Below are 15,725 nucleotides of genomic sequence, written 5' to 3'. Positions count from 1 at the left end.
TCATATTAACATTGACTTCTCCAACTGTCAAACTCGCATGGTTTCCTTTTCGATACCTTGTTTAAATAAAGTGCCTAATTGTTCGCACAAGCGCAATGCTTTATGATGCAACTTAAGTTCTTCAACGCGTAAAATTGCACCAATAAAAAAGAGGAGTGAACTTGAATGAATGTTGCTTTATGGGTTGTGCAGATCTTATTGGCATTGATTTTCCTGATCGGGGGCTGGATGAAAATCTTTATGTATAACAAGGTATACGAGATGTGGCCTTGGGTAAAAGACTCCCCGAAAGCATTTGTAACATTTGTTGGTTGTGTGGATCTTTTGGCGGGTTTGGGAGTAATCTTGCCTCAATTAACGGGAATGCTCCCTTGGCTTACACCATTAGCGGCGCTAGGAGCCTCCGTGATTTTGACTCTGGCCGTCGCGCTTCATATCAAGAAAAAAGATGAAAGACGTAATCCCCAATCTCGTTTTTTTAGCGCTGGCTGTGTTTGTAACGGTAGGACGTTTCTACTGACCGGACTCTTCCCCATATAGCTCAGTCAAATGCTTGCCATGAGCCATCCCCCACTCGTTCATGGCAAGCAATACAGGCAGCAAACTTCTTCCGTAAGCCGAAATGGAGTATTCAACCTTCGGAGGCACTTGCTGATAGACCTCCCGATGAACGATGTCGTGATACTCCAATTCTCTTAAATGATGCGTCAGCATCTTTTTGGTAATGTCCGGAATGGCTTTTTGCAGTTCGCTGAATCTCATTGTACCATTGGAAAAAAGATTAAATAAAATCACGGTTTTCCATTTGCCGAAAAGTACTTCCAACACCGCTTCGTATTTACAATTTAAAACCATTTCATCCTCCACCAAACGTGCATATATTGATACTATAGTTAAAAACAGCATCTGCTTACCGGAATAGACTCTAGATCCGATTATATGCCCGCAAGTAGCTTTGTTCAAGGATCTCCACGCGCAAACCCATACGGTGGATGAAATTCGATAATGCAAAAAGAGTCCGCGCGCGCGGACCCAGTTTACTCTTATGGTTTAAAAGCTCTAATAATCCCAAACTCCAGATGTTCTTTATTATCGATAATAAGATCCGAGGAACGAAATACGCACTCCATCAGTTTGTTGTCCAGAAAGGACCCTTCATCAATGATTTGATGATCATCGGGATATTCGTATTGTTGCCCCAGTTTGTCATCCCCCATCTCGCTCATTTCGAGAAATTCGATACGAGTGAAGCCGCAGTCCGTTAATACCACGTTCCACTCATCCTTATTCATGATCGAAGGCGCGGGGAAAAATGATCTTAGCTCCGATACGATTTCCGCAGGGGCTGAAGGCCGGACAAACATCTCGCGATCGTAAAATACCCCGCCGGATTTCAGCACCCGAAAATACTCGGATAACGATTGCTCTGCTTGCGTGAAATTAGTGACGGATTCAACCAGAACGGCATGGAAGGATTCATCGGAAAAAGGCAGGGCATGAGCGTCGGCAAGCTGGAAATCCACTTCCACCCCCATGGCGGATGCCCGTTTTTTCGCTTTGGCCAAAATGTCAGGCTGTACGTCCACGGCAACGATCCGATACCCCTGTTCGGCTAAATAACACGCCGTTCTTCCCGTACCGCAGCCGATTTCCAGAATGGTCCCATCCACCGACGGTTTATACTTGTTAAATTGCTCGATCGTTGCCGCAAATCCGCCGGGATGGGCACTCCCTTCGCCTAATCTAGACAACATTTCCAAATAGTGCATGAATAATCAATTCACCACCTTTTCCGGTTAGTCTAGTTTAACGTATTCAAATGGGCCGGCGGCGGCTTGGGCGGTGGATTACATTCCCGTTTCCAAGCGATTGCGGCGGTGCTTGCACTTCGCTGCGGGACAGCTTGTGCTCCGCTCTTCTATCTTTGAGCACAAGCAGATACACGACGGCCATCATGCCGGAAGCAAAATCGCCCCTCCCAGCTGCGGAATAAAATAGGACGCATGTCGGGTTCGATCACATTATCGTACACGTTGCCGCTCATCAGCAGCTTCCATTCCTCGATAAAAGCTTTCATCGAGCCTTAACCTCTACCGTCATACCCGGCAATAACTCCGGCGTACGGTCAATTTCGATGCGGACGATATACGAGGTTAAACCGGAAAGTCCCTTCTCCCGGCTCATCCGAAGGCTGGCATATGGCGGCGCGGGCGTCACGGATTTGACGACTCCCTTGGCATCCTGCTTCAGCGCTTTGATATGGGTATTTACATGGCCGTTCACTTTAAAATGCGAAACATCCGTTTCGTTTACGTACACTTCATAATAAAGCTGATCAGTCTCAATCACGGCTCCCACGCCGCCTCTCGATACAAGTTCTCCGACTTTCGGCACGATGCGCGTCACCTTGCCGTCTGTGGAAGCGACAAGCGTCATCCGTTCTTTCTGCAGCTTCAAGGTTTTATATTGAACGTCAAGCGCTTCTTTTTGCTTCTTAAGCAAGTCGACATTGTATTTGCCGTTTTCGACTTCTTCCTTCGATTGGGCAATCGAATTCAGCGCTTCCTTCGCTTTTTCGGTTTTGATATGCGCTTGTTCTTTTTCTTCGGCGGTTGCGCCTGCTTTCATTTTGTCGAGCGCCGTTTGCTGCTGGGCAACCGAGTTGTTGGCCACGGCGAGCTGCTTTTCGGCGGAAACCACCTGATTATTGGCCACGTCAACTTGATTTTGCAACCGTTTCTAAGGCGATGTTTGCGTTCTCGAGCTGATTTTCGGCCGATTCCAGATCGGTCTGAGCCACGAGCCCGTTTTCGTAAAGGTTCTTAATCCGCACGTAGCCGGTTTGGGCCAGATCGGCGCTTTTTTGCTTGGCGTTTAGGGAAAGCTCCGCTACCGCCAAATTTTTCTTGGCCGATTCCACGGCGGCTTTGGCGGCCGCGGCCGATTGCTTGGCGGCTTCGACCACCAGCTCCTGCCTTTCGATATCTTCGGAACGCGTGCCTTTTATGACCTGGCTTTCCGCCGCTTTCACCCCTTCTAGATCCAGCTCGCTTTGCTTTTCTTGGGTCACGATTTTTTCGGATTGGACGTCAAGCGACTTTTGGGCCTGCTCAATTTTTAATTTCGCCTGCTGGATATCGCCCTCCAGTTTGGCGATTTGCAGGTCGATGTCCGTCGTATCCAGCTGCATGAGGACTTCGCCCTTTTTTACATGCTGCTGTTCTTCCACCGCAATGGATACGACTTTGCCGCCGACGCCTTGGAAGGCCTGATTGACGGAATCGGCCGCAAGCAGCGCGCTTTTCTCCGAGGCGGCGACGGTGACGGCGTCCTTCCCTTTCAGCGCCATGAAAGTGCCGCCCAACACCAGCGCGATAACCAGCAGAACATACATGATGTTCTTGCGGTTCAATAACTTCCTCATGGCCTGTTATTTCCGCTTTCTTTGAATGCACCAGTAAACGAACCCTACGATCCCCACCGCGGCCATCATCGGAAGACAAGTTCGTCCCAAGGATCGCCCGAGCTGAAGCAAAGACAATTCCCGAAAAGAGGAGGCCGAAAGGAACAAGCACGACAGCCCCATAGCTATAATTAACGTAACGATAAGCCATTCCGTTTTTCTCATGCCGGTTCCTCCCGCTGCCCGGATGCAAAGCGAAGCTCGCATCTCGTTCCTTGGCCAACCTTGCTGCTGACCAAAAGTTCCCCTTCCTGCAGCTCCGCCAGTTTTTTGGCGATCGGCAGCCCAAGCCCCGTGCCCCCATGCTGCCGCGAGCGCGATTTCTCCACGCGATAGAACCGCTCGAAAATCAGCGGGAGCTCGTCTGCGGGAATTCCGATGCCGGTATCCTGGACGGCCAAACATACATATGCCGGGGTTTGATCCAGCTCAACGGTGATGCCGCCCTTTTCCGTATAACGCACCGCGTTTTCCAGGATATTAAGCACGATCTGTTCCGTCCTCAAGCCGTCCCCGTAAACCAAAGGAATGGCATCCTTGATTATCGTCTGCAGCCGCAGCCCCTTATCCTCCGCTTTCAGCTGCACTTTGCGTACGGCATTATCGGCAATTTCCGCCAAATCGATCCATTCCAGGGACAACGCGATTTTTCCTTCTTCCATTTTGGCCAGCTCAAACAAATCATTAACCAAGCGCTGTAATCGAAACGCCTCTTCGTGGATAATCTCCAAATACCGGTCCCTTTCCTCCACCGTATCGTAGAGCCGGTTTTTCAGGACTTTCGCGTATCCTTCCAAGTAGGTGATCGGAGTCCGCAGCTCGTGGGATATATTCGCAAAAAATTCCTGCCGCGTATCCCGGTACCGCTGAAGCTCCACGGCCAGATGATTGATGGAATCCGCCAACATCCCGATTTCATCGTTCCGCCGAATCGCTAATCTGGCTTCCAGTTCGCCGGCCGCAATGTTGCGGGTCGCAACCTGCATTTGCACTAGCGGCCTGGACAAAATCCGCGCGATGATCCAAGCAATTCCCAAGGCAAGCAGAAGTGCCCCCACTCCCGCCAGAACCAGAACGCCCCTTACCGCTGAGAGCGATTCATCCATATGTTTGGTCGAAGACAAGACGTAGACGGCCGCCGTAATATTTTTCCCGGCTGCATCAAATATCGGTTTGGCCGCGATAAAATACCGGGCTCCATTCGGATCGGCATATTCCGACTCGACCGTCCGCCCGGCGAACAGCAGTTCAACGTCCCTTGGCTTAATAAATGTACGGTCCGTCATATCGTAAGGCCCGGAATTTGCCAGCACGTTTCCTTGCTCGTTAATATAGAGGACGCTGACATTGGAAAAATCGGCGAATTTCAGCATCGTTTCTTCGGACAGCATATCCGGCGGTTCGCTCATCGCGGTGAAATGGGTCGTTAGTTCGTTGACCTCCGTTCTCATTTCCGCACTATAGAAATTCGTAAACATCCGGTCAATGGAGAGCCCCAGTGACACAATCACCACGACAAACGCCCCGAGAATGACAAGGCCGAGCTTGAAGCCTATTTTATTTCCGCTCATTGGGAACTGCCCGCCCCGTTCCATTTATAACCTACTCCCCAAACGGTTTGAACCGGATTAAACCCGAGTCCCGCTTTTTGGGTCTTATCCCGGATATTTTTAATATGCGTGTCAACGACCCGGACTTCCCCCTCGTATTCGCTTCCCCAAATCAAGTTCACCAATTGCTCGCGGCCGAACGCGCGTTGCCCGTTTTTAGCAAGCGTCAGCAACAAATCGAACTCTTTGAGAGTGAACTCCACCAGGGTGTCATGGATATAAACCTCCCTGCCTTCAGGGAGGATTCGAAGATGGCCAAACTCCAATACGGGCTCCGGTTTGATGGCGGTTTCCGTCATCGCCGCACGGCGGATTAAGGCGTACACCCGGGCGAGCAATTCCTCCTGTTCGAACGGCTTGGTCAAATAGTCGTCCGCGCCGATGCCAAGCCCATGCACCTTATCCTTGGTTTCGGAACGTGCGGTGAGCATAAGAATGGCTACGTTGTCATTTTCCCGGATCTTTTTGCAAACTTGCCACCCGTCCATATCGGGCAGCATGATGTCCAGCAAAATGACGTCAAACCGATGTTTTTCCGCCATGTCCAAGGCTTCGTAGCCATTTGCCGCCTCTTTCACCTCAAATCCTTCCCGCGTTAAATAGATACGCAGCAAATTGCGCATATTCCATTCATCGTCCACAACCAGCACCTGTAGCTTTGACACGGCGGCCACTCCCTTTCTTACGCATACAGAATATTATAGCTTAATTTACCGGGACAGTTTTTGGAGCGCTTGCTTTATTTGTTCGTTTTGCGCTTTAAGCTCGTCCAGTTCCGCCCGAATCGCTTGCTCGTTTGCCGAATGATGCGCATGATCCCCTCGCCCATGAACATGCCCATGTCCCTTCATGCCAAACATCATAAAAATCATCATCAGCGGACAAACCAGCACCAGCAACCAAGACCAATCCATCTTGCCTTCCTCCTTCAACATTTCAATCCTTGATAAGTCCATTCTATAAAAGGAATGTGTAGAAACGATGTGGAAACAGCGGATAAACAAGCAAACACGATTCTAAAGAACCGTGTCTGCTAAAAAGGCAGCTGCATTTGTCAGTGGCTCGTTCCGTGCATGCTTCCATGCCCTGCTCCCGACTTGGCCGTGATTTCCAGCATCGAATCGATTTCACCCTGCGCCTTCTCGCTAATCGTTGCCGCCGATCCCGTCAGCCAGGAATGATTGTAGGGGCCTTCCGTCGGAGTCTGATCATACGTAGGCTGAACCGACATCACGTAGGACATCACCGATTCAGGCATCCCTTCCCGATCGGTCCACAGTAATGGAGCGTGTTTTCCCAAGTGCGAGAAAGGGGCGGCCGCAATAGCCAATGACGGCGAAGCGGCGTTCACAAAAGAAAAGTTGTGGCCCGGCGTGGTAATTCCCCACCCGAACCCGGTTTGCTCATCTTTATATTTGGCAAAAGCGATCGCATTGGCATAGGGATCATCTCCGGAGATGCGCACCGTATTGCCGAATGACTTTAGTTCACTTTCAACCTTGGCCGAAATCACGGATTCGGGACCCAATATGTAAATATTCGCCTTGCCTCCCCGTGTTTGCAAAGCCTCTTTAGTTTCCTGAGGGATTTCGTCCTGCTTGACGTACAGAAGGGGTTCGGGCATATGCGCGATCCAGTTGATAGCCGGCATGGTGTACTCCTGGCTGTCCATGGAACCGATGATCACGGAGGAAGGATTGTCCCCGGCTGCTTTTGCGTAATAGGCATCGATCGCTTTGGCCAAAGCTGCGGGATTGTCGGCGGCGATTTTGTCCGTTTTGAAGCCCAGCTCCTTCACCTGATCTTCAACGCCTTGTCCGAGATCCCCCACCAAAATCGCCTGAACGCCCTGGTTGGATGCCACACCGCTGGGCTGGAGTCTTTTTAGTTCATTTGCCGTGGCTTCGGGAACGCCGTCTTTGTTCACAAACAAAATCGGGCCATTGCTGGGATGATGGATCAAATCGGCGCTGACCGCGGCATTTTGCCAAGGGTCCGCAGAGGTGAGAATGACGCTTCCGGGCCGGTTATCCTCGCCGGTCGCCATCCATAGCGAACGGGAAACCGCCACCGCCGCATTCACGGGATCATCGGTGTTGATCCGGGTCGTATTTTTGGAGGCGATCCAGGGGGCAGCCACCGCGGTCGCACCCGCTTTGGATTCATTCGCGGTTTGAGCGGCGGAGCCTTCAACCTTCGCCTCCCCCGCCGCCTCCTTGCCGCCCGTATTGGTACATGCCGACAACACAAACACCGCGGCCAAAACCGCCGCGCCAAGCTTGACAGATTTCTTCATGCAAACCTCCTGCAAATTCTCATTATTACCTAATTAGTGTTATTAGGTGATAACTATTTTAAACAGAGAAAATGAAGAAAGTGTGTGGTTTTTATGGAGATTGAACGCTTGCGCTTGGCAAATGAATCCGGAACAATGTCGGATAATCGGCATCGCTCACAAGCTCCATGGCGCCTTGGTGACGCTCGATGATTTTTCGGCATATCGCCAGCCCCAGTCCCGTACCTTCCTTGCCGGAAGAAGAGCCGCGGACAAATTCCTCAAACAGCCGCTCCCTTTCCCGCTCCGGAAAACCTAAGCCGCTATCCCCCAGCCATAGAATGGCTTTCCCGTCCTGTTCCTCGCATGACGCATAAAGTTCGGTCCCCGGCGGATTATACTTCAGCGCATTTCCGATCAGATTGGCGGCTACACGGTCCATATGCACCAGGTCCATCATGACATGCAGCGGCGTTTCCGGAATTTCCGCCCGCAAGCGGAAGCCGTGATGCTCGATTTCGGGATAAAATTCCGCGATTTTTTGCTGGTACCATTTGGTCAGATTCACTTTTTGCAAATTAAGCTTGAGGTGCTCGTCATCCAATTTCGCCAGCTCAAACAAATCCAGGATCAGTTTGCTCATATAAGAGGATTTATCGAGAATGTATTGGACATATTTCCGCCGCTCATTTTCGTCCGCCGGCGGGTTGTCCAGCAGCAGCTGGGAGTAACCCAATATCGACGTAATCGGCGTTTTTAGATCGTGCGACAGGTGCAGCAGCAGATTTTGCTTGTTCTTTTCGGCCGTTGCTTTGGCTGCGGACGCCTGCTGCAGTCGTTCGGCCATGTCGTTGAAGGCATCGCGAATTTCCGCAAATTCCTGTTCGGCCTCAAAATGGAGCCGCTTCTCGTAGTGGAACCGTTCCATCTCCCCGATGCCTTGGGCGATTTGCTGGAGCGGCTTCTTCAACTGGCGAACGGAATACCGAGTGTAGAAGAACAGAGCCCCCATCAGGAACACGAGCAGGGAAGCCGCAAAAATACCGACGGCAAGAAGCATCTTATCGTTTAGTTCCGGGGTTTTCCATAATAGGACGTACCGTTCGCCATTGGGTCCTTCCACCGAATAAGGATGATAGGTAATATAGCGATCATTACGGTACATATCGATTTCGGCAAAAAGCCGGTCCCCGCTGTAGGCAGCGATATCGTCCTGTTTCTGCCCTTCCGTGGCGATGACATTCCCCGCTTCATCCAAAAGCTCCAGCCAGCCGCTGTACCGGTTGAGCAAGGTTCCGTTTAAAGTCCCGTCCGCTTCGTACAGATCGCCCGCACTGATTTGCTTGAAATCCGGAGTTTTGTCGAAAAAACGGTTCATCAGGAAATCCATATTGAGCAAAGCCAAGATGATCGCCGCCAGCACAAGGCCGGTAATCGCGGTGTAATTCAACAGAAACAAACGTTTGAGCGGCCGCTTGCCTCCATGTCGGTTATGCTTTTTCAAAACGGTAGCCAAGCCCCCTAATCGTCACGAGATGAACGGGTTTTCGGGGGTTGTCTTCGATCTTGTCGCGGATTTTGCTGATATAGACCATCACCAGATTTTCATCCCCCATATATTCCTCGCCCCATACCTGCTCGTAAATATGCGCTTTCGTATAAACCCGTCCCGCGTTTCTCATCAGCAGCGCCAAAATTTTAAATTCATAAGAAGTCGTCTCTCTATACTCTCCTTGCTTGTACAGCTTGCAGCTCAGCAGATCCAGGGCGACGTCGCCGATCTCGATAAGCTCCTGTTCCCGTTGTTCCGGAGTATGATACGAATCCGCACGGCGGAACAAAGCCTGAACCCGGCTGACGACTTCCAGCGGATTAAAAGGCTTGCCGATATAATCATCCGCTCCAAGCTGGAGCCCGTTAATTTTGTCCATATCGTCGGATTTGGCGGAAATAAACAGAAAAGGGACATGGGAGTGCTGCCGCATTTTCCGGAGCAATTCAATCCCGTCCATTTCCGGCATCATCACGTCGGCCAGGACCAGATCGATCTTCTCTTTTTGAAAAAGCTCAAGCGCTTCCTGTCCGTTTTCGGCTTCAAAAGTGCCGTAACCGTAATTTTTCAGGTAGATCCCCAGCAGCTCGCGGATTTCTTTTTCGTCGTCAATGATCAAAATCGCTTTTATTCCCCTCACCCCGTATACGTAAATGTGCCCTTTTGTTCACAGTAGCGGCTCTGCAAACAAAAGGGACTTTACTATTCCATCAGTATAAGTTATCCGCGAACTTCGACAACAGCGCAGCCGCTTCTTGCCGGAGCATCGGCTCCCGCGACCGGTAGTCGAGAGCGCTGCCCGGCGAGCCGGCGATTTCCGGCCCATATAATCCTTTCGCCACAACGTAACGAACTCCTTCAAGCGCCCACGGGCCGGTTGTCCCGCTTAGCTTCGCTTCCCTCGGAGCCGCATGCAGGTAAGCGACTGCCATATTCCAGACCAGGCTGGCCGCTTCCTCCCGGGTGATCGGCTTGGACGGATGGAACTTGCCCCCGCCCGCCCCCTTGATAATACCGAATTCATAAGCGGCTTGAATTTCTTGGGCATACGGACTGCCGGCGATATCCGCGAATACCGGATTTTGCCTTGACGGAGCGATCCCGGTCCAGCGGATGAACCAGCCGATGAACTCGCCTCTGGTGATCGGCTCTTCGGGCCGGAATGCCGCCTCCCCGCTTTCCCGGCCGATGATATCAAGCTGGCGCAGGTGGCTGATATATGCGGCATAAGGGTGGTCCGGGCCAATATCCGGATACTGCCGGGGCTCGGGCATTTTTTGCGACCAGCTGTCCGATTTTTGATCGTAATAAAAAGCCCGCACCGTGTTGTCGTCATTCAGCTTAAACGCGGCTTTTACGCCGTTTTCGTCTTCGAACAACAGTGGTTCGATCGCGCGCAGCCGGTGTTCGCCCAGCGGGTCGGTCGCGATCAGCAGACCGCCTTCGGTACGAACGCGGGTCGTCCACATCCGGTTCCGCAGGTCGCTGTAGACGCCTTCGAATGGCTTCAAGGACTGCTGATCGGTGTTAGGCGGCAGTTCCCCGGCAGCGGTTTTCTCCGGATAATAATGATCCATAAAAGCTTCGAACAACGGAACCCGGAAGTCAAAATCCTTATTCACGTTGACGTATACGCCGACCTTTTCCTCCGGCAGCAGCCACATGCCGCTATGGTATCCGTCCATATCCCCGCCTTTTTCCACCACATAACGCCCGTTATAGATTTGGCGGTTGGAATATTCGAACCCGTACGCCATGTTCGGCAGCTTCGCATGGATGGCAAGCTGCGGACGATGCATTTCCGCCGCCGACGCCGCATCCAAAATCTTGGCGTTTCCCAGCTTGCCGCCGTTCAGATGCGCGATCATAAATTTCGCCATATCGGAGCCGGTCGAAAACATGCCGCCGGCAGGAAGCACGGTCGGAACGGTAGCATATTGCGGAATTGGCTTGCCTGTCACATCGTAGGGGACGGCCAGCTGCTCCTTGATTTTCGGCGTAAACCGAAAGCCGCTGCTTGCCATCCCAAGCGGTTCAAAGATATGCTCCCGGACATACTCTTCAAAAGGCTGGCCCGCAACCTGCTCAACGGCATATCCCTGCAGCGTAAAACCGAGGTTGTCATAGCGGTAGTATTTGCCGGGCTCCTGAACGACGGTGGGAACATTATCTTTAATGAAAGACTTTAAAGAAACCTCCCGCTTCAAATCCGGCGACGTTAGTTCGGAGGTGTCCCCGTAGTCGAATCCGGTGCTGTTCGTTAATAAGCTTTTCATCGTCAGCGGCGCGTTCGTTTTATTGGGGATGCGGACGCCGCCCAAATAGGGCGTTATATCCCCGTCCAGGTCGATTTTCCCTTGGTCTGCCAGCTGCATTACCGCCGTAGCGGTAATCACTTTCGAAACCGAAGCGATTCGAAATACGGTGCGCTCCGGATCCACGGGCAGCTTTTTTGCCGTATCCGCGTATCCGTACCCTTTTGCGGCCAGGACTTGATCGCCCTTCACGACCATAACCACGGCTCCGGCCATATTTTGGGCAATTTCAGGATCCGCGAAAAATTCATCGAAAAACCGCCCCACTTCTTCGGGATCGCGCGGCCCCTCTTCCGCTGCGGAAGCGGTATTGTGCAATCCGGCACTCCCTCCGCCGCCGATAGCGCCTGTGATCATCACGATCCCCAAGGCAACGGCCGCTTTGGCGCGGAACGTCCGCCACATGTTCATTGATTGCTCTCTCCCTTCGCTTATAAAGTACGCTATAAGCGTACCGGAGCAATCTTAATCCGGTTTCTATGCAACCTTAATGTAATCTTAAATCAAGACATGGAATCGGATGGCAAGAAATGTAAAGCACGGTTACCCGTTGTCCAAGTAACCGTGCTCTTTAATGGGTTTATGACTCTAGGCCAAATGCCCGGATCAGCAATTCTGCGGTTTCGCCCCTGCTGAGCGTTCCGCTTGGCTTCAGCGTACCGTCCGGATAACCGACGATCCATCCGGAAGCAGCCGCCTGCTGCAGCGCCGAAGCGGCCCAAGCGGTGATTTGATCTCTATCCGTGAATCTATTCAACAGGTTCTGGTTCGAATCCGGCGAACTCGCTCCCAGCGCCTTCGCTAAAATCACGATCGCCTGTTCCCGGGTCAGCGGCGCATCCGGGGCAAACGATTCGGAGGATACACCGTTGATCCAGCCTTGGGCATAGGCGTCCTGTACGGCTGAGGCCGCCCAGTGGCCTTCCAGATCCGCAAACGCAGCGCTTCCGCCTTCATCCGTGTTTTTACCCAGCGCTTTAGCCAGGACCGAAACAAACTCGGCGCGCGTTACCGGCCGGTCCGGCCGAATCGTGCCGTCTTCGTAACCCTGCATCCATCCGCGTACAGCCAGCGCCCGCAGCGCGCCGTCCGCCCAGTGCTCCCGCGCATCGCTCCAGCTGTGCTCGGGGGCTGCCCCGCTTCCGGAAGCTGCCGGCGGCTTCACGCCTTCGGAAGGCGCCGCCGCATCTCTACTGACGGCCATCGCAAAAGTGCCCGATGCCGTCAAATCAAAGGCAACGCCAACGATGCGGCCAACGTCATCATAAACGAATGCGGCAGGAAGTTTCTCTCTCGTACCGTCAGTGTAATAAGCCAGTATAAACGGATCATCCGCCGTTCCCCCGTTGGCCGGTAATGCGGCAGAGTTCTGATCAAGCGGCAGAACGACTCGCGGCGTTCCCGTCACCGCAGCGCTAATCCGCACTGCGGGTCCCGCCGCCGATAGCCCTTCGCCGGAAGCCCATGAACTGAGCAATTCCGAACCGGCGCCGCTTTCCGCTTCAAGAGTGACCTCCAGCTTTCGTCCTTCCGCGGCCAGTTTTAGCAGATCTTCTTCCGAAAGGCGGAACGTCGCGTATCTGGACACGATGGAAGTGCCGGCTTGATCGAATTTGCGCAAAAGATCGGAAGCAATGATCACTCGGCTGGCGCCTGTCTCATTCGTTAATTCAATGGAAGCGTGGTCCATGCCGGAAAGCTCAGCCTGGCGGATCCGTTGCTCCAAATATGCGGCCGAAGGCGTATAAACCACGACCAAACGGCCTTGTTCGTACAGGAACGATTTTTGAAGCGTTGAACTGCTAACCGATACGCCGCTCCGTCTCCCGCTGTTCTGACCGCCGTCGTCGTCCCCGCCGCCGGTTCGAACGCCGGGAACCGTAATCGCGATCGGGACGGTCAGCGCGCCGGAGCCGTCCGAAACCTTGATTACCTGCAATACAAGCGTAACCTGAGTAGCGCGTGCCGGACGATGGATGACTCCGTCCGTTTGCACGACCTCCGGATGACTGCTGCTGGAGATCGCAAGCGTGAACCCGTCCGGCACTGCCGGAAGCTGCAGTTTCGTATCCGCTTCGCCCGGGCCGGGGACGGCTGTGATTGCCGCCGCTACGTCCGCTGCCGTAAGAAGCTTTACGTATATTAGAGCGGACGGGGAACTTGCCATACCGTTCACCGTTTGCAGCACATAGTACCCGTTTTCCGCAAGCGAAGTAAATGTGTACGTCCCTTCCGCGGACGCCGTGCCATCAGCTGCCAGCCGCCCATCGCTGTTATACAGTCCAAGCCGGGCCCCCGGGACCGCTCCGCTTACATGGACGGAGCCTGCTACGCCGCTGCTTGCGGCCGCAGCCGACACCGGGCGGGGCCGCACATGAACTTCGCGCTCGGCGCCTTCCGCCGTCCATCCATCGCCGCTATAATCATAGCTTAGCGAATAAATACCGGGGGTATTTATATCCATCAAACCCGTTCCCGTTATCCCTTCCGCCAGAATGCTCCCATAAACGCTATCGACGACGGTCGCTCCAGGGTCCGTAAAGCTGTCTCCGCTTTCGAGCAGCACAGGATTCGTTCCGCTGAGGCGAATATAAGGCGTGTTCGGCAGAGCTTTAAGTACGGTGAGCCGAAACGTTCTCTGCACGGCAGCCGCATCCTTGGACACCGTTGCCGTCAAGTGAACCTCGGCATCCCCGTCCGTGTACCTTGGCCTGTTGACCCGGCCGTCCGCATCCAACACTTCCGGCCGATCGGACGCCCATTCGATCGTAGTGTCAAAGGGGCCCGAGCGGGGAAGGTTGATGGAATCTTTAATCCCCGCAGGGTAATTAAGAACTAGCGAATCCGCCGCCAGCCGTGCCGCCTCATCCGGGCGAATCGGCTGAGCGGGAAGCAGCAGCGGGAACGCCTTGGTCAGCGAATACGCTCCTCTTGAAATCGTCGCCGTCAGCGTCACGTTCTGATCCCCATCCGTATAACTCGGCAGGGTCACCTGTCCTTCCGAGTTCAGAAATTCAGGATGCGACGAGCTCCAGTTCATGAAAACACCGTTTGCCCCGCGGTCCGGCAAATCCAGATCGTACGTGACCGTCGTTACGGGCAAGGTCAACGACTGATATGCGGCCGCCACGGCTTCTTCATCGTTGATCGGGAGGCTCAGGACATGAACGTTAAACGTCTTGACCCGCTCCAGACCGTCCAGCCTCAGCACAGCGGTCAGCGTGACATCTTTGTCTCCCTTCGAATAAGCAGGCTGGTGAACCGTTCCGTCCGGCGCGACGATCTCCGGCGCATTGGAAGACCACTCGATCCGCGTTCCGCCATAGCCCGTTTCAGGCAGTGCGAGGTTGCCTGCAACGGCCGTCAGATCCCCGAGCGTAAGTTCCTGCTCCGCTCTGGCCAGAGCGGTTTCGGCCGGTTCCCTCAGCACGGTTATGTTGAAAGTCCTAGTCACCTTATACGTTCCCAGCATTACCGCCGCCGTCATTTCCACCGCGCGGTCCCCCTGAGCATACGCAGGGCGGGTCACCTTTCCGTCATTGCCGGCCGTTTCCGGAGCGTTTGAGCTCCAGCTGACGGTTGTCCCGCTTAATCCGGCAAGCGGAAGCGTTAAATCCTGCGTCACCGCAGAAGCGCTGTCGCCGGGCGCATATCCGATTTCCAGCGCCGCTGCGGCCTCGTCAGCCCGTTCCGCCTCGCTTGGAACGTTCACGGTGATTTCCGCCGCCGGGCTGCTTCCTTTGGCGTTAACCGCTTGAACGCTGTATGTAATTTCTCCTGCCGGCAGGATATCGGCATCCGTATAAGAAGTAAGCGGTCCGGAATAAATCAGCGTGCCGTTTCGTCTAAGTTCATAAGTGGCCGCTTTTGCTGCGGCATCCCAACTAAGCTTGGGAGCCCCATCTTGAAAGACGCCCGCAAAATTCCCCGGCGTCCCGGGCGCGGTCAGCAATTCTCCATAAGCTTCAAATTCGAGCACGGACGCCCATTGATTGTTGGCGGCATTCCCCTGATCAATCACCAGCCGGACGTAACGCGCATCTACCGGCGGCAGAGACCGTTGAAAGAGCGGATTAGTGTTGCCCTGCACCGTATCCACGGTCTTCCAATTCGATCCGTTCAAGCTCGTTTCCAAATGAAAATGATAAGGGTCCAATCCGCCGGACCATTCATAGTAGAGCCCCATACCGGTTACCTTCCAAATACTCAGCGTATAAATATCTCCCAAATCGACCTGAATCCATTTCTCTCCGGCGGTTGCCTGGTACCAGCGGCTGGTCGGCTGAACGGAACCGTCCACCGCCCTCGACGGCTCGTACGGGTCGGCAAAGCCGCTGGAAGTTACGGGTTTGCCTAGCGTTACGTTCACGACCGCCGCCGACGCATCCTGACCCAACATCAAAATCGCCCCGCCGATGGCCGGCAAAAGCGGGATCAGGAACCGGAGTTTCATATTTTTACGCGTTCTACGTTTTGTTTTCGACACGCCCTCACCTCATCTTCCATGTTT

15 protein-coding genes are annotated in these 15,725 nt (G+C 53.6%); 1 reads left to right on the top strand and 14 read right to left on the bottom strand.

Annotated elements, in window-relative coordinates; genetic code table 11:
- Window positions 1–165: 165 nt before the first annotated feature.
- On the top strand, window positions 166–540 hold the full coding sequence (locus NYE74_RS19460) for a DoxX family protein (RefSeq protein WP_270618748.1): 375 nt from the start codon (window positions 166–168) through the stop codon (window positions 538–540).
- Here NYE74_RS19460 and NYE74_RS19455 read toward each other — a convergent pair.
- The 14 genes from NYE74_RS19455 to NYE74_RS19390 form a co-directional block, all read right to left on the bottom strand.
- A complete protein-coding gene (locus NYE74_RS19455; RefSeq protein WP_306308130.1) occupies window positions 514–963 on the bottom strand; it encodes a winged helix-turn-helix transcriptional regulator in 450 nt (149 codons plus the stop codon). The two genes, NYE74_RS19460 and NYE74_RS19455, sit on opposite strands and share 27 nt — an antisense overlap.
- 80 nt (window positions 964–1,043) lie before the next feature.
- Window positions 1,044–1,769 (bottom strand): class I SAM-dependent methyltransferase, encoded by a 726-nt coding sequence (locus NYE74_RS19450; protein ID WP_124332082.1) that lies wholly within the window; start codon window positions 1,767–1,769, stop codon window positions 1,044–1,046.
- A 149-nt stretch (window positions 1,770–1,918) separates the two neighbouring features.
- The gene (locus NYE74_RS19445) at window positions 1,919–2,077 is read right to left on the bottom strand and encodes a hypothetical protein (protein WP_270618749.1); all 159 of its coding nucleotides are present in this window, start codon (window positions 2,075–2,077) and stop codon (window positions 1,919–1,921) included.
- Window positions 2,074–2,715 (bottom strand): HlyD family secretion protein, encoded by a 642-nt coding sequence (locus NYE74_RS19440; RefSeq protein ID WP_341005125.1) that lies wholly within the window; start codon window positions 2,713–2,715, stop codon window positions 2,074–2,076. The genes NYE74_RS19445 and NYE74_RS19440 overlap by 4 nt, the downstream gene beginning before the upstream one ends.
- 1 nt (window position 2,716) lies before the next feature.
- Window positions 2,717–3,424: a biotin/lipoyl-binding protein gene (locus NYE74_RS19435; RefSeq protein WP_240751777.1), complete on the bottom strand. Its 708-nt coding sequence runs from the start codon at window positions 3,422–3,424 to the stop codon at window positions 2,717–2,719.
- Window positions 3,425–3,430: 6 nt separating this feature from the next.
- A complete protein-coding gene (locus NYE74_RS19430; RefSeq protein WP_213510719.1) occupies window positions 3,431–3,628 on the bottom strand; it encodes a hypothetical protein in 198 nt (65 codons plus the stop codon).
- Window positions 3,625–5,034, bottom strand: coding sequence for a sensor histidine kinase (locus tag NYE74_RS19425; RefSeq protein ID WP_036628139.1), 1,410 nt, complete (start codon window positions 5,032–5,034; stop codon window positions 3,625–3,627). Before NYE74_RS19425 ends, NYE74_RS19430 begins: the two co-directional genes overlap by 4 nt.
- Entirely contained in the window at window positions 5,031–5,738 is a 708-nt protein-coding gene (locus NYE74_RS19420) for a response regulator transcription factor (RefSeq protein ID WP_036622889.1), read from the bottom strand. The genes NYE74_RS19425 and NYE74_RS19420 overlap by 4 nt, the downstream gene beginning before the upstream one ends.
- Before the next feature lie 45 nt (window positions 5,739–5,783).
- Window positions 5,784–5,987, bottom strand: coding sequence for a DUF2933 domain-containing protein (locus NYE74_RS19415; RefSeq protein WP_036622888.1), 204 nt, complete (start codon window positions 5,985–5,987; stop codon window positions 5,784–5,786).
- A gap of 140 nt (window positions 5,988–6,127) precedes the next feature.
- A complete protein-coding gene (locus NYE74_RS19410) occupies window positions 6,128–7,369 on the bottom strand; it encodes a cell wall-binding repeat-containing protein (protein ID WP_036622887.1) in 1,242 nt (413 codons plus the stop codon).
- Window positions 7,370–7,460: 91 nt separating this feature from the next.
- Entirely contained in the window at window positions 7,461–8,852 is a 1,392-nt protein-coding gene (locus NYE74_RS19405; RefSeq protein ID WP_270618752.1) for a HAMP domain-containing sensor histidine kinase, read from the bottom strand.
- Window positions 8,839–9,531: a response regulator transcription factor gene (locus NYE74_RS19400; protein ID WP_270618781.1), complete on the bottom strand. Its 693-nt coding sequence runs from the start codon at window positions 9,529–9,531 to the stop codon at window positions 8,839–8,841. The genes NYE74_RS19405 and NYE74_RS19400 overlap by 14 nt, the downstream gene beginning before the upstream one ends.
- A gap of 79 nt (window positions 9,532–9,610) precedes the next feature.
- Window positions 9,611–11,626, bottom strand: a complete 2,016-nt coding sequence (locus tag NYE74_RS19395) for a serine hydrolase (RefSeq protein WP_155619386.1) — start codon at window positions 11,624–11,626, stop codon at window positions 9,611–9,613.
- Window positions 11,627–11,795: 169 nt separating this feature from the next.
- A complete protein-coding gene (locus tag NYE74_RS19390) occupies window positions 11,796–15,701 on the bottom strand; it encodes an immunoglobulin-like domain-containing protein (RefSeq protein WP_341005124.1) in 3,906 nt (1,301 codons plus the stop codon).
- Window positions 15,702–15,725 lie beyond the last annotated feature (24 nt).

The sequence above is a fragment of the Paenibacillus sp. FSL P4-0127 genome (genome assembly GCF_038007325.1).
In the GTDB taxonomy this organism is placed as follows: domain Bacteria; phylum Bacillota; class Bacilli; order Paenibacillales; family Paenibacillaceae; genus Fontibacillus; species Fontibacillus macerans.
The sequence above is the reverse complement of the archived record's forward strand: the minus strand, read 5'-3'. Positions and strand labels throughout refer to the sequence as shown.